7 protein-coding genes are annotated in these 15,564 nt (G+C 59.4%); all 7 read right to left on the bottom strand.

What is annotated here, in order from left to right; translation table 11 throughout:
* Positions 1-7 precede the first annotated feature (7 nt).
* The 7 genes from A9Z00_RS10305 to A9Z00_RS10275 all read right to left on the bottom strand — a co-directional run bounded on the left by A9Z00_RS10305 (position 8) and on the right by A9Z00_RS10275 (position 15,211).
* Complete coding sequence (locus A9Z00_RS10305; protein ID WP_296976762.1) at positions 8-2,722, bottom strand: stalk domain-containing protein; 2,715 nt, start codon at positions 2,720-2,722, stop codon at positions 8-10.
* Between the two features lie 171 nt (positions 2,723-2,893).
* The gene (locus A9Z00_RS10300; RefSeq protein WP_296977137.1) at positions 2,894-7,261 is read right to left on the bottom strand and encodes an Ig-like domain-containing protein; all 4,368 of its coding nucleotides are present in this window, start codon (positions 7,259-7,261) and stop codon (positions 2,894-2,896) included.
* A 148-nt stretch (positions 7,262-7,409) separates the two neighbouring features.
* The gene (gene metK / locus A9Z00_RS10295) at positions 7,410-8,621 is read right to left on the bottom strand and encodes a methionine adenosyltransferase (RefSeq protein ID WP_296976759.1); all 1,212 of its coding nucleotides are present in this window, start codon (positions 8,619-8,621) and stop codon (positions 7,410-7,412) included.
* Positions 8,622-8,843: 222 nt separating this feature from the next.
* Positions 8,844-9,122 carry an alpha/beta-type small acid-soluble spore protein gene (locus tag A9Z00_RS10290; RefSeq protein WP_296976756.1) on the bottom strand — a complete coding sequence of 93 codons (279 nt, stop codon included), beginning with the start codon at positions 9,120-9,122 and terminating at the stop codon, positions 8,844-8,846.
* A 79-nt stretch (positions 9,123-9,201) separates the two neighbouring features.
* The gene (locus A9Z00_RS10285; protein WP_296976753.1) at positions 9,202-9,687 is read right to left on the bottom strand and encodes a hypothetical protein; all 486 of its coding nucleotides are present in this window, start codon (positions 9,685-9,687) and stop codon (positions 9,202-9,204) included.
* Between the two features lie 21 nt (positions 9,688-9,708).
* Positions 9,709-12,213, bottom strand: coding sequence for a hypothetical protein (locus tag A9Z00_RS10280; protein ID WP_296976751.1), 2,505 nt, complete (start codon positions 12,211-12,213; stop codon positions 9,709-9,711).
* A 130-nt stretch (positions 12,214-12,343) separates the two neighbouring features.
* Positions 12,344-15,211 carry an S-layer homology domain-containing protein gene (locus A9Z00_RS10275; protein WP_296976748.1) on the bottom strand — a complete coding sequence of 956 codons (2,868 nt, stop codon included), beginning with the start codon at positions 15,209-15,211 and terminating at the stop codon, positions 12,344-12,346.
* Positions 15,212-15,564: the final 353 nt, after the last annotated feature.

The following is a 15,564-nucleotide window of genomic DNA, read 5'->3' as shown; positions in this document are numbered from 1 at the left end:
TTTTCGGTCATTCGATCGTCACGGTCTTGTCCTGCTTGTTCCAGGTCACCTTGAGACCGAGCTGTTCCGACACGAGCCGCACCGGGACGAGCGTCCTGCCGTTCTTGATCCGGATCTGGGCCGGGGCGGGCTTCCGCTCGCCGTTCACGATATAGGTCTCCGATCCGAGCCTGAGTTCCAGCAGACGGTCGCCGCGCAGCAGCGTCGCCTTCTTCGCCTGTCCGTCCCAGCCGACGCTGCCGCCGAGCTGATCCGAGACGAAGCGCAGCGGCAGGTAGGTCACGCCGTTCTCCACGAAGGGCGCGACATCCAGCGTGAACGTTTTGTCGCCGACCGTCGCCTGCCGGGAGCCGATCTTGAGCACGACGGTCTCGTATTCCTGCCCGTCGGACACGGGATAATGCAGCCGGATGTTGTCAAAATAGACCTCGCCGGACGCCGGACGAGCCGCCTGCCCCTCCTTCGGCGACGCGACATACAGGCTCTTCAGCCTGAACGGCGGTTTGTACGACGCCAGATCCGCACGGACCGTCTTCCATCCGGTCCAGTTCAGCGACGATGCCAGGGTTACGAGCTGATCCTTGCCGTCCGCGTCCGTGATCATCGCGCGGACCATGTGGCTGCTGCCGTCGCCGAACACGTCGACCGAGAGGCCGACGGGCTCTCCCGGAAGCACGACGCCCTGCTCGCCCAATACGGCATAGGCCGCCTTGTTCCGGTCCTCCGCACTCGTCGAAAAATCATACCGCAGCCGCAGCACCGTCGACTCGTTTTCGCCCGGCAGACCGCTGACGAGATCCGCCTCCGCCGTCACTTGCGCGGGCGCCTGCGACGCCGAAACCGCCGTCTTGCCGCTCTCGAAATCTTCAAACGGCAGCGCCTCGCCGGCCTTCAGCGTCAGCAGCGCCGAATAGCCGTCGTAGCGGGCGATCGCGTAACCGGTGCTCACGCCCGGTTTTACCTTGTCGATATGGATGACGCCGTCCTTCGCCGTTCCCGTGAAGCCGCGGAATTCCCACCGCACGCTTGCCGCGGGTACGGACAGCTTCCGGCCGTCGGACAATTCCACGGATACCGGCGCGCTAATCGACGCGCCCGGCGCGAGCTCCGCCTGCGAGGCGCCGATCGTCATGCGAACGATCTGCGCTTCGCCGATCACCTCGAACGCCAGCTTGTCCGAAGCGCTGCCCGCCTTCGCGGTCAACGTCCCCGTGCCCGGGCGCGCCGGCTTGAGGATGTTGTCCGTCAGGCTCCCGAGCTTCGGATCGTCCAGACGCCAGGTGACGGCAATGCCCGAAGGATCCAGCGGATTGTAATATTCATCGTAGGCCTTCAGCGTGTAGGCCGCCTCTTCGCCGACGAACAGCACCTGCCGGCCGGAGATGAGGATGCCCTTCAGCTTCCCCTGCGGCGCGCTCGTATAGACGCCGATGCCGTTCACGACCGGGCGCTGGTACGTACCGGAGCCGCCGTCTTCCGTCGCATGCGTGAGCTGCGCCGCGAACTCCCCGAGCGGCCGGGCAACCATCGTCGTCGATCCCCCGCCGTCGAGATTGATGGCCCGCCATGCGCCGAGCATCACGAGAATCTGCTGGAGTTCCGGCAGCGTGGCGCCGGCGCTGGAACCGCTCTTCTCGACCGTCACCAGATAGACGGTTTTTCCGTCCCGCGAATAACCGATCGCCGTGCGCGCGCGGTCGGCGTTCGGACTCAGGCTCGAGACGCTCCGCGAATATTGGGCCGGCGCACCGCCGTCCACCAGAATGGTATGGCCGCCGATCATCATGCTCCAGTCGTCGGCCTTGTACGACTTGCCCGATGTCTCCGATACGAGCGAGTACGATACCGTGACCGGCGTTCCCGGCATCAGATTCTCCAGGATGAACTTCGCCGCCGTGCCGTGGCCGCGCAGAATGTAGCCGTTCTCCGGCGGCCGGACCGGCAGCGGAACCTTGTCGGATACCGACACGACGATGCCGTCCTGCACGAGCGCTTCCGTCGGTGACGTGCTGGCGTCGAGCGGACGTTCCGCTTCCCCCCAGCTGCTCGTATACAGGTACAGCGCGTTCGCATGGCTCGCGCCCTCGTTCGACCAGAACGCCGCCTCGTTCACGCCCTTGAGCGCAAATGTCGCCCCGTTCGACGCGACGACGCTGCCCGTGAACCGGAAGCGGTCGATGACCGGCACCCTGTCCTTCGTGATGCCGAACATGTACATGCCTTCAATCCCGCGCGCCGATTTGACCAGCTCGCCTCCCGCGATATGGAAGCCGAACGGCACCGGCTGGACGCCCGACATATCAAAATAGTCCGCGTTAACCCCCGCAACGGCGCCGGTCTCCTTCACCATGTTCCCGACGGTCGCCCTGCCGGGCACCGTGCCGCCCCCCGTCATCGCGTTCAGCGACACATACGGTTGGGTCAGATCGATTGCGATGACGTGCACGCGCGCCATCCCGTTCGTGCCGTTCTGCTCCGGCAGGAATTCGTACGTGCGCCGCATCGCGCCCGCGGTCACGGGCGTCTCCCCGATCAAATGCAGAGCAGGCCCGGACGCCTTGCCATTCCCCGCGGACGATGCCGCCGCAGCCGGCCATGCCGCGCCGCCGGCGGTCGTCAACAGCAGCGAGATCCCGATGACGCCTGTCCGCACATAACGCGCCAGCCGCCGCAGACGCGGCAGCCCGGCGCCCGGATGCTTCCCGAATCCGTCCGTTCGCATCGTTCCTCTTCTCTCCCATCCGCAAGTTCTGCAAAGAAATAGACTCCCGTTCGGAACGAAAAGTTCCGGTCCCAATGGACAAATTCCGAAAATTTCCTCCCGCGCATACAAAAAACCGCCCCGAAACGGGAAACCGCCCCGAAACGGGGCGGTCTGCGCGGCTGAATGGTCTCACATCAAGTTCAGATACCGGAGCAGCCGCTCGATCATGACGATCGCTTCGGCCCGCGTCGCGTTCCGCTTCGGACCGAGCGAGTCCTTGGTCATGCCTTTGATGATCTGCGCTTCGATCGCCTTGACCATGTCGCTCCTCGCCCAGGATGACAGGGTTCCCGCATCCTTGTAAGGTTTCAGATATTCGGATTGGGAACGGGTCGTCAGAATTTCAACCCCCATCGCGCGCGCCGCGCGGACCATCATCGACGCCATCTGCTCGCGCGTGATCGGGCTGTCCGGATCGAAGCGGGTGCTCGACACGCCGGAGATGATCCCCGCCTTGTAGGCGGCTCCGATATACGACGCCAGTTCCGAGTTCGGCGAGATATCCCGGAAGTTGCGCGCATCGTACCTGCTGCCTTCAAGCCCCAGCCCGCGCACGATGAACACCGCGAACTCCGCCCGCGTGATCGGCTGTTTCGGCATAAACTTCGTGCCGGTGCGGCCCGCGGCGATCATCCGGTTGGCCATGAACTGAATGGCGCTGTGGGCCCAGTGATTGGTCGTGTCCGTGAACGACACCGTATTCCGGACCAGCGCGTAGGCGGTGTTCGCATGGTTTTTGAACGTCACGACAGCCATGTTGCCCTGATTCGAGATGATCGTCGGCACGTGGGCAAGCTTGCCCGTCTCGGAATCCAGACGCACGACCACGTGCTCCCGCTCGCTCAACTTGCGGGACAGCAGCAGTTTCATGGTCTGATATTCCTTGAATTGCGTTAACGGCTTGGAGTAGCTTCCGCTTACGAACGACAGGTTGAACACATACGTGTCCGAGATCATCTCCAGCTGTTGCTGCATGATGGCCGTCCGCAATCTGCCCGCCTGATTGACGGAACCTTTGTCGATTTCAAACAGCAGATTGCCCTGGCCGTACTGCCGGATCAGATCGGCAATTTCCTTCTCGTCGAGCGCGCCCAGCGGAAGCTCGTAGGCGACATCCCCATACATCACGGAGAAGGTGGCCTGATTCGACTGTTTTTTGATGTTCAACATCGCATCAGCCGGCAGTTCCACCATGGCGGCGGCCTGCGAGGAAGGTACCGTAAACGTCACGCGGTACACATTGAATCTCGACCGGCTGAGGCTGTAGGCCTCGCTCACCGTGTTGGCGGACAGGAAATAGCGGTTCGCCGTTCTGCCCCCGGACGACGTCCGGGTCGAAACCGTCGCCCCCTGTTCCTTGATATTGACGCCTCCGCCGGTCGCCGTCTCGAAATTGCCGCCGAGGTCGGTTCCGCCGGGACCGCCCGTATTGCCGCTTCCATGCGTCACCACATAGTCGCTGAACGCGGGGACGGTAAGGCCCGTCGTGGATTGCAGCATGCCCGTCGAGGACGGCGTGTAGCTGACCGTCACCGTCGAACCGCTGCTGATCGGCGAGGCCAGCGTCAGACTCACGACCGAGCCGCTGACCGACACGGACGCAACCGTGCGGACCACGCCGTTTTCCTTCACGGTAAATTGGGAAGCCGCGGGCAGATTCGTCGTCTTGAGCGTGCTGTCAAAATAGAGCTGCACGACGTTGCCGGACACCGTGGCGGATTGCAGATTCACGATGACCAGGCCGTTCGTGACCGGCTGATTGCTGAACCGCGGCGCGTTGTTGCCGTTCAAATCCCTCAGCGCCGGACTGCTGCCGAGGTAGCTGACGGTCACATTTTTATAGTTCGTCGGCGTCGACGACAGCGTCAGCGTGACCACCGTTCCGGAAACCGATACGGACGAGATCGCGCGCGACACGCCCGACTCCATCACGATGAATTGATTGGTCTTCGGAACCGATCCGGAATCCAGCGTTTCATTGTACATCAACATGATCGTATTGCCGGACCCGTAGATGGATTGCAGGACCGGCGGCGTTTTGTCCAGCGTGTTGCGAACCGGGAAATTGCTGAACGACGCCACCGTGTTGCCGGCCACATCCCGGAGCGGATAGGCGCCGGACGAATAATACACCGAGACGGGCCCTTCCGTCGTGACCGAAGACGACAGGGTCAGCGTAATCGTGCTGCCGCTCGAGGCAATTCTCGACGGTGCAATATACGCGCCCCCGGCATAGACGCTGAATTGCCGGTATGCTTCTTCATGGACCGGCTGCAGGGAGCTGTTGAAGTTCAGCGTCAGGATATTGCCGCTGACCGAGCCGCTGATCGGCGCCGTCTGCGTGGAACCCGCCTCGTTCTTGACGGTATAGTTCGTCAGATTCGCCGCCTCGTTGCCCGACAGGTCCCGAATCGCCGGACTGCTCTTCGTATAGTACAGCTTCACGGTCTGCCCGTATACGATCCCCGACTGCAGCGTCAGGACCACCGAGTATCCGGTGACCGTTACCTCCGTCACATTGACGCGGATGTCGTTCGCCGTCACGTAGAAGCTTCCCGTAGGCGGAACGGAACTTTCATCCAGCAGTTCGTTGTACGTCAGCACGATGCGGTTGGTACCCGACATGGCCGCGCTCTGGATGACGGGCGGCGTCCGGTCCGTTCCTTTCGTGCTGAACGGCCAGATGTGTTCGTTCAGAATGCCGCCGAACGGATTGCCGACCAGGTCTTCGATCACGCCGGCCGGAATTTCGACATAATAACTCGCGCCGGTCTGCAGGGCGCTCGCCGGCTTGAGGATCAGCTTCCGGCCATCCGCGGGGTCCACGCTGATATTCGCCTGGACCGTTCCCGTACCGGACTTGCTTCCTCTGAATACAACCGGCTTCGAAGCAAGGACTTGCGTGTTGATGCGGATGGCTTCGCTGAACGTGAGCTCGAACGTTTCGTTCGGATCGACGCTGTTGGTGCCGGCCGCCGGCTTCATCGCCGCGATCGTCGGCGGCGTGGTATCCGAGGAGACCGAGAAGTTCCACGTCGTCTTGTCCGAGATGCCGTCAAAATAGTTGCCCGCCGCGTCCCGGAACGCCTGTTTGCCGATTTGGACATAGTACGACTGGTTCATCACGAACCGGTTCGTTACCGTGATGCTGATCGTGTCCGTGCCGAAACCGGTGACGTTGCTCGAGGTGACGGGAATCGTCTCGAAGATCAGGTCCGTCTGGCTGTAACGGATCACAATCTCGCCGGAACCCGGATAGACCGGTTCGCTGAACTTGATTTTGAGCGACTGGGACAGCCCGGCATTGACGGAATCGTCCGCGGGCACAAGTTCCACGATCGTCGGTTTCGTCACGTCGTTGCCCGGCATCGTCGTGAAGTTCCACGTCGTCGCGTCCTGGATGCCCGGGAACAGCACCTTCGGATTCGCCTTGTCGAAGAACGCGCCCGGATCGACCAATACGTAATACGACGTATTGGCGGACAATTTGCCGGGGAGCTGGATCGTGACCGTCTTCTGGTTGACCGACACGGCGCTCGAGCTTACATCAATCTTGTAGACGTCGGCATTGCTGATCAGATTTTTGACCGTAATCTTCTTGTTGCCTGACGTGTCTTTCTGCACCGCCGTGTTGAACGTCATGACCAATTGATTGGTGTCGGCGGATACGCCGGTCGCGTCGTCTGCCGGGGACAGGCCCGTGATCGTCACCGCGGAGCCCGAAACCGTCACATTCCACTCGTTCGTCCCGGACAGGCGGTTGCCGGCGGCATCTTCAAACGCCGTATTCGGCACGGTGATCTTGTAAGTCTGGCCCGCTTTGAGCGGAATCGAAGGCAAAATCGAGATCGTCGCCGTGCCGCTCCCCGAGACTTCCCCGGAAGTCACGGCAATGGTGCGGCTGTCCGCGGCATCGAGGATGTTCGTGATCGTGATGACGCCGCTGGCCGCGTAGACCGGCTCGCTGAACGTCAGGACGATCGGCTGACCCACTTGCACGGAAGCCGGTTTCTGCAGCAGCGCGGGCGGCGTCTGATCCTTGGCGCCCGTCACAAACCGCCAGGCCGTCGCGCTGTTCAGACCGGCATAATTTTCGCCTCTCGTATTGCGGAACGCGCCCGCATCAATGATCACATAATAACCGGTATTCGGGTCCAGGTTTTGGGTGGGATCGATGGTCACGACGTTGGACGAGATGGACACCCGGCTGCTGGTGGCCGTCTCGAACGTCTCCACGACGCTGTTGTTGTCCACCCGGCGGATCGTTACGGCCGCCGAGCCGGTTCCGCGGGTTACCTCTTCATCGAAAATCAATATCAGATTGGTGTCGACGCTCACGCCCGTCGCCTGGTTCGCGGGCGACGTCCCGAGCAGCTTGGGGCCTCCCGCGGCCGCTCCCGCCGTTTCCGGTCCGGCCAACCATCCGTCAGTTCCGGGCGGAAGCAGCATATATCCGATCAAATGGATGATGGCGATCAGGACGGTGATGGTCCGCATGCGCCTCAACGATGATCACTCCCCGCGTTAACACTCGTACTTACTTTTTCGGACAATCCGTCGCATATCTTTATACGCACGGGTGACAAAAAAAGCGCGCTCCGCTTCGACAGCGGAACGCGCTTTATGACTTGGCATTCACGCAACGTCATCTCAAGGCATCGGCACGCAGTTGCTCCGCGCGGTCCACGCGCTCCCACGGCAGATCGATGTCGGTGCGTCCGAAATGGCCGTAGGCCGCCGTCTGCCGGTAGATCGGACGGCGAAGGTCGAGCATCCGGATGATGCCCGCCGGACGGAGATCGAAGTTGGCGCGGATGATCTCCACCAGTTTCTCGTCGCTGACCTTGCCCGTGCCGTATGTGTCGACACGGATCGATACCGGATTCGCGACGCCGATCGCATAAGCGAGCTGAATCTCGCATTTGTCCGCAAGGCCGGCCGCGACGATGTTCTTCGCAACATAGCGCGCCGCGTAGGCTGCCGAGCGGTCGACCTTCGTCGGGTCCTTGCCGGAGAACGCGCCGCCGCCGTGGCGCGCATACCCGCCGTAGGTATCGACGATGATCTTCCGTCCGGTCAGGCCGGCGTCGCCCTGCGGACCGCCGATGACGAATCGGCCCGTCGGATTGATGAAGTATTTCGTCCGGCCGTCAAGCCACTCTTCCGGCACCACCGGCCGCACGACCCGCTCCAGGATATCCCGGCGGATTTGCTCCTGCGTCACGTCTTCCGAGTGCTGGGCCGACACGACGATCGTGTCGACGCGCACCGGCCGGTCGCCTTCGTATTCGATCGTCACCTGCGTCTTGCCGTCCGGCCTCAGATAAGGAAGCGTGCCGTCCTTGCGCACCTCCGCCAGCCGGCGCGAAATCCGGTGCGCCAGCGCGATCGGAAGCGGCATGAATTCCGGCGTCTCGTTCGTTGCGAAGCCGAACATCAGCCCCTGGTCGCCCGCCCCGATTTCTTCGCTCTCCTGACCGAGATCGATCTGCTCTTTCCCTTCACGGATTTCGAGCGCCGCGTTGACGCCCTGCGCGATGTCGGCGGATTGCTCGTTCACCGATGTCAGGACGGCGCAGGTTTCGGCATCGAAGCCGTACTTCGCACGCGTATACCCGATCTCGCGAATCGTGCGGCGGACGATCGCCGGGATGTCGACATAGTCCGCCCTCGTGCTGATCTCGCCGATGACGAGCACGAGACCGGTGGTGACGGCCGTCTCGCACGCCACCCTCGCGTAAGGATCCACTTCAAGGAACGCGTCCAGCACGGCGTCCGAGATCTGGTCGCAGATTTTGTCCGGATGTCCTTCCGTTACGGATTCCGATGTGAACAGATGACGCCCATTTTTCGTCAACGCGGATCGACCTCCTGCAATTCGGATTGTGAGCCCACCCGGGGCGGATCAACCGGCTTGCGCCGTCCTCTTGCAGGCAGGCGCATCCGTGTCTCCTCTAAGTCATGATTTTCAGCAAAAAATCAACCTTTTCCAATTGGAAAAGGTTGTTAAACAACTTTCCATCTATCAATAATATAATAAAAGTTGAACTCTGTCAAACTTACGCTGTTCGAAATTCATTCAAATTCCGCCAAGAATCTGCTCCGCCTGCCGGACCAGCCTTTGCGTGATCAGGCCGCCGACCGTTCCGGCGTCCCGCGTCGTGACCGCATCCCATTGCACGCGGCCGTAAACGGACCCGGGACGCGCGCCCGACTCGCCCAGTTCGCCGGAAGCCTCGGCCGAAAAATCATGCGCGGGCATGGTCAGCCCGAGCTCGGCCGCAATTTCATACTTCATGCGCTCGAGCGCCGCCCGGCATTCCGGCACGACCTTGACGTTCGAATTTCTTCCCGCCATCTTCGGCACCTCCCTCGGTGGTGCCTTTAGTATGGGACAAGGCGGCCGGGACGAAGCGTATAAGATGATGTCACTCGACTCAGGATCCGCCCGTGCTGGGTGCCGTTGCAATCTCGTAGCCGCCGATGACGAACACGGTCAGCCGGGTATTGGATTTGGGGTCCGGCATGACGCCGCGTCCTTCCCTGGGAAAGATGAGCAGGTGGTTGTTCGCCACCGGCTCACCATTTTGGATATCTTTCCCGTCCGTCACATCGGATATGCCGTTCGGGTCCGCGCTGTACGCAACGCCCTTGCCGGCGCGCACCACGAACTGCGCGCCCTGCTTGCCGAGCAGCACTTCTCCCGGATTGACCGTGACGACCTCGGTCCTGACGCCTGCTGCGCCTCCCTGCCCGCCGGTTCCTCCTCCCGCCAGCAGGCTGTCGACGTAGCTCTTGGTTACAAGCGGATCATCAATCGAACCCGGCACATGGCTGTCGGCCCTTGAATCCGTATTGGCATAGACCATCGTCCCGGCGGCAGCCGCGATGATGAGCAATGCCGTCAGCCCGATCTTTCTCAACGGAGACTACCACCTTTCCCGTCACGGTGTCGGACCCTGGAAGCTGTAATAGCGCTTGCTCGCAAGGTGCCGCTTGTAACCGTCGATTTCTTCGTAAATGTTGACCGTATATCCGTTGTAAATCAGGCTGGCGATGTTCTGTCCTTGAATGTCGACCCGGATTTCCTGCTCCGTTCCGAGCTCGAAGCCAGCCTCTCCCTGTTCCGGCTCGACTGCGACGGTGGTGCCGTATTTCAGGTTGTTTCCGGAAAGTTCCACGTACAGCTTGCGCCCGGTCTCCATCACGTCGAACTCGGCGGACTTGCGCAAGGTATAGTTGATATCCAGCCGGACATTCGACGAATCGGACAACACGGCGAACGCACTGTGAATCGTCAGGTTGTACGGTCTGAACGCAAGATCGACAAACTCCTCTTTGACCTCGTTCTGGTTCTTCGGCAGTTTGATCGATACGGCGCGGATGAACCCGTCCGGGGTTTCGTCCGGTTTCGCATATTTTCCGTTCAGAACGGCCTCGCCGACGATCAGTTCCACGTTGCCGTCGCTGACGAACGTCTTCGGCACGACCGCGGTAGCCGCGAGATGCGCTTTGCCCTTCGATTTCACCTGCGACTTGACGTTCACAATATCGGCTTCGATGTACGTGCCGTCGCTTGCTTTGAAATAAGCGGCCAGCGCGGGCAGCGTCTTCGAACGGCTCTCCTCGTTCGTATACTTGAACTCGACGTACAGCAGGTCATTGTCTTTGCCTTCGAAGACATAGGTGTTCAGGAATTCGAGCGAAGCGCGTCTGCCCAGCGAATCGATCGTATGTTTGCCGTTGATCGAGACGGAGGGAACCGGTGTGATCCTGCTTGCCTTGAACAGGCCGATCGTCGATTTCGAACCGCCGGTCGTCTCCGTCAGGTTCAGCGTCAGTTCATCGAAGGTATAGGAGTACGGCACTTTGGTCGAGACGACGTAGCTCGTCTTCTCCCCGGCCCCGAGCATGATTTTGTCTTCCAGTTTCATAACCGTAATATCTTGACCGCCCACGCTGATGCCGTTCAGCTTCAAGGCCGCTTCGATCTCGGGGATGATCTGCGAAGAAGAGCCGAGATTCTGGATGTTGACATGGGCGTTGATCATGTCCTGATCGCCCCACGGGAGACGCTCGACCTTCGAAACGCTGATATTGTACAGACCATATTCGTTCCGGTACCGTTTCCCTTCGACCGGTCCAACGGCCTGTTCGGGGGTCAGCCTGAACGCCGCCGTCACATATTCCTCGGGATTCGCGTCATCCTTCGGATAACGAACCAGCAGCGTGAAGGGTCCGTTGACGTTCGGGGGCGTGACGGCCGATCCGGTCATGTCCTTGTCGATACCGGGAATGACCTGAACGTCGTTCTCCCCGAAATCCACCGGATAACGGACGCCCCGGCTGTCCATCAGCTCATATTTGTAGTTCGGCAGCGTCACGGCCGAGCTGCCCTTGTTCGTCCACTTGAGCGTAATCGTCCACTCGTTTTGCGTATCCGTTTGGTCGAGATAGAGCGTCTCGATGCCGGCCTCCATCTCAATGTCCGACACTTTGAGCTGCGCTGTCTGATTTTCGCCGGTTATAAACCCGGACGCATTGTCCCATACTAGATTGTACATGGCGACGGGCGTCTCGATGCCCTGTTCGCCCGTCGGGCCCGTCTGAACCAGCAGCTTGGCTCCGGACAAATCGATGCCCGATTTGACCGATCCCAGCAGCGTGATCACGACGTTCTCTCCCGGCTGGAGCTGCAGCCGGCTTGAAACATCCGGTTTCAGCTTCAACATCTGACCGGCCTTCGTCAAAATGTAGAACTGCAGATCCGGCACCGTATAGGACAGGTTGCCGACGTTCTCCATTTCAAATTGGAGCCGGAGCTGTTGGGATCCGCTTATGGCAAGCCTGTTCCCCGGATGCAGATAGGTCTTCAACTGGTTGTTGCCTTTGCGAATGATGTAATAATGCTTCGAAGGAACCGAATTTTGATAGGATGACGTAACGGCCGCCTGACCGATCAGCCGCAAGTAACCGGGCACGCTGAAATCGATCTTTTGGATTTTGAACACCAGGTCGGTATAGTTCAAAGCCGGATTGACGTTGGCATAAAAGATGAACTCTTCCGTCGTCCCCGGCTCCACGATGCCGGATTTCTTGTTCCCGGGGTGTTCCTGCACCGTAAACTTTCCGCCGGATGCCGCATACAATTCGGGGAAATAATAGGTGAAATCAATCGCCTGTTTGTCACCGTTGTAAACGAGAAGCGTGAAGAACACTTTCTTGCTGTTGCTGTCATGCTGGAAGAAAATGTCCTTCACCTGAACATAGCTTTTGTTTGAAATCATGAACGTTTTCAACTTTGTGCCGGCAAACGGCTTCAGCGTTTGCTGTGCGGCGGCCGCTGCCGCCGAATCGGCGGACACCGTCCAGGCGGTCGGCGGAAGCGGGAAAAGAAGCAAGCTTCCCGCCATCAGGGCCGTCCCGGTATATTTTGCTAATTTTTTCATAAAACCTTCTCCTTTTGCCTGCTGCATTGCTACTAATTTAGACGAAGAAACAAGCAAAAAGTTGCAGGATGATGGAACAAACAAAAAAGAAACCCCGATTCCGAAGAATCGGGGTTTCCCGGTGTGCCGATTACTCCTCGGCGACAACCCGCACGCTGATGCTCACGCCGCTTGCCTTGGACGTGAAGATGACCGTGAAGGAGTCACCCGTTTCGAGACCGGTCACCGTAACCGTGTTCGCATCGCCACCGTTGCCGTTGACAGTGAGCTTCGTCGCCTTGTCGTCGACGTCGTCAATGTTGACAACCGTAGCGGTGAACTGTCCGATTGCGGCTGCTCCTTCGTCCTTGTTGGCAGCGTTCATCTCGAACCCGAATTGGTCCTTGATCTTCAGCGTACCAAAGACGTTCTGGATGACACCATTGCCTTTGAGCAGGTCTGCCACCGAGCCCTTCACGACGCCGTCCGAGGCTTTGAGGCCGTTCGCATCCTTCAGCTCGATCGTGGCCGGCACCAGCGTAGCGTTCGAAACGACGACTTCCTTCTCGATCCTGTCGCCGGTTGCGAGGATCGTGACAACGACCTTGGCTTTCAGTTCGCCGTTGTCAAAACCATTTTCGATTCCATTTGCACTCAGCTTGCCGTTGCTGAACGTCAGGCCGTTCGTCGTCGTCACCGTATACGCGCTCACCGGCAACGCGACCGTCGTGCCGTTCGAACGCTTGCCGACGACCTTCAGCTCCACTTCACGGTTTGCCTTGTTGCTCATCTTCGGCACGTCTTCAACAGCGTATTCGACGATGCCATTGCTGTCGACAACCGTGAAGACGAAGCTTTCGTACGAGTAGACAAGCTCGTTGTTGTGGAACAGCTGAACCTTGATGCGATCGCTGCCCTTTTGCTTCGCCGTCACCTTGATGGTGTCGTTAGCGCCCGACAGTTCGGCAGGAGCGGAGAGTCCGATAACGTCTTCCGTGCCGTCTGCGACCGAAACGACGACCTTGTAACCATCCTTAAACAGATCCGACAGCTTCTTGTCGCGGCCGTAGTTGTCCTTGACCTTGACATAGTCCGCTTTGATCTCCGTCGTGGCGTTCACGGCGAGCGTTGCGGACACGTCGGACGTCAGGCCGACGATCGACTCCGGATACCACGGCTTTTCAATGCTGAGCGTCAGCTGCGAAGAACTCGACGTGCCGTTGACCCAAGCCATGATCGGGTACGGAACGGCAATTTGTTGGTTCGGGTCAAACGCCGGAAGCGTCAGTTCGATATAGGCTTCCTTCGTCACATAGTCTTGCTTCAGTTCCAGACCATCAGTACCTTTTTGCTTCTTGTCCGGCGACAGCGTGATCTTGCCGACCAGATCGCTGTACTTCTTGACTTCATTGCCGAATTGGTCTTCCGCGACGAACGGAATCTTCACCGTGCCGTCATTCGCGGCGATGACTTCCGACGGCGGCAGCAGCGTGATCTTTTGCACCGTCGCGGCTTTCTTCACTTCCACATTGTAGGTGTACTGCTTGCCGCTGAGCGTCGTGATCCGGATGATGTTCGTGCCTTCGAAACCAGGCGTGATGACCGGATCCGCAAGCGGAATGCCGACTTGGTCTTTTTCAGGACCTTGGTTGTCGACCGCCGGATCTTTGGCCGGAACTTGGAAGATGCCCGGGTTCGAGACCGTCACGAACGCACCGGCGTTGAATTGCTTCGCGTCCAGCTTGTTGCCGTATTGGTCCTTGACTTCGATCAGCAGGACGTAATCCGAGAACGTCGAATTCGTGTTGATTTCCTTGTTCTCCGGATGGTACAGCCCCTTGATCTCGACGCTGTCCACCGTAGCCGGTTGACCGACCGTCAGCGTTTCATTGACCGTCACGGCATACGTGCCGAGATGCAGGTAGCCGTTGATGACGACCGTTTCACCGACGTAGAACGGGGCCGTCTCACTCGTCTTGATCGTCAGAACGCCGTTGTTCGCTGTAGCTTGGGCCGTCGCTTTTGCGGCTTGGAACACCAGGTTGCCGCCGACGTTCGATACTTCTTCACCGAATTGGTTCAGAATTTGATAGCCGACTTTCGCCTCGGTGTAGTTCGGCAGGTTGTTCGCACCGACGGAGAGCGCCAGCTTGTCGCTCTTGAATTTTACTTGAGCGACCCGCTCTTGTTCCGCCGTGAAATTGGCAACGATGTCTTCGGACTCCACGCCCTTGATCGTCACCGTCGAGTCGGCGGATTGCAGCTTCGTCGTCAGTTCGAGAACGACGGTCTTCTTGTCGTCGGAAACCGTGTACTTGTCGACCGTGCGTTCAGCCAGACCGTTCTTGACCACGAAGGTAGCCTTCGAGTCGTCGATCGGCTTGCTGAACTTGACTTCGACCTTCTTCGCGCCGGTTTGCTTCGCCGTAGCGGTCACCTTGATGGCGCTTTGGAGTTGTTGATAAGCGCTGTACGTGACGTCCACGAGGTAGCCGCGCGGCGCGTTCACCGTATAGTCGTCTTGCGGTTGGATCAGACCGGCCTTTTCGGCAGCCGCAAGATACGGTTGCGCCCACGGCGAGGCTTTGCCGGAGACCGACGCGCTCGGATCCAGCTCAAGACCCAGAATGACCGAGACAACCTTGACGAGCTCTTGCTTCTTCACAGGAGCCGACGGGTCGAACTTGCCCTTGCCGCGGCCTTCCATGTAACCGGCGTTTTGGACCGCGCCGATTTCCTTGACCGCCCAGTGCGTGTCCGCCACGTCGTTGAACGACGCCGGAGCATCCGCCAGCGGTTGGCCGATCGCTTCAAAGATACGATAGATGACGACTGCGAATTGGGCACGGGTCATCTCTTGGTCGAGCCCGGCCGAACCATCAGGCATGCCTTCGAAAATTCCCGCTTCCTTGAGAATATCGAATTTTGCCTGAGTGTCGAGCTCTTCAGCCGCCACTACGGTCGCGAACATCGAGAAGACCATAGCGATGGCTACGAGCAGAGACAAACTTCTCTTCATAACCTTTTTTTCTCCTCCTCTGAACTGCTTCGGATGTTGAGAGTGATGTAGTTGGCTCTTTTCCCTCATCTGCCGATTCACCCCCTTCCCAGAGTGAGCACTGTTTTTCAATGAATAATGATGTCTGCGTCAGGGCATATATCGAAATGTAGGATTATGTCGCTGAATCTTGCAAGAAAATACTGGCAAAGTCATGCACGGCACTACCACATTATACAATGCCCGGACAACTGCCGTAAAGAGGAACTTCAGGACTTGCGAACCGCGGCACGCCGCGAATTCCGCCGTTCCCGAAGTCATGTAATTAGACGCAGGCTTCACGAAAAAGTTGCGATGATCGGCGCTGTATCCGA

Source organism: Thermobacillus sp. ZCTH02-B1 (assembly GCF_002159085.1).
Lineage (GTDB): Bacteria > Bacillota > Bacilli > Paenibacillales > Paenibacillaceae > Thermobacillus.
The sequence above is the reverse complement of the archived record's forward strand: the minus strand, read 5'-3'. Positions and strand labels throughout refer to the sequence as shown.

Excerpts from the sequence above, each read along its gene's own strand:
- A9Z00_RS10280 (WP_296976751.1), bottom strand. The coding sequence starts at position 12,213 with ATGAAAAAATTAGCAAAATATACCGGGACGGCCCTGATGGCGGGAAGC.
- A9Z00_RS10300 (WP_296977137.1), bottom strand. The coding sequence starts at position 7,261 with ATGCGGACCATCACCGTCCTGATCGCCATCATCCATTTGATCGGATAT.
- A9Z00_RS10290 (WP_296976756.1), bottom strand. The coding sequence starts at position 9,122 with ATGGCGGGAAGAAATTCGAACGTCAAGGTCGTGCCGGAATGCCGGGCG.
- A9Z00_RS10305 (WP_296976762.1), bottom strand. The coding sequence starts at position 2,722 with ATGCGAACGGACGGATTCGGGAAGCATCCGGGCGCCGGGCTGCCGCGT.
- A9Z00_RS10275 (WP_296976748.1), bottom strand. The coding sequence starts at position 15,211 with ATGAAGAGAAGTTTGTCTCTGCTCGTAGCCATCGCTATGGTCTTCTCG.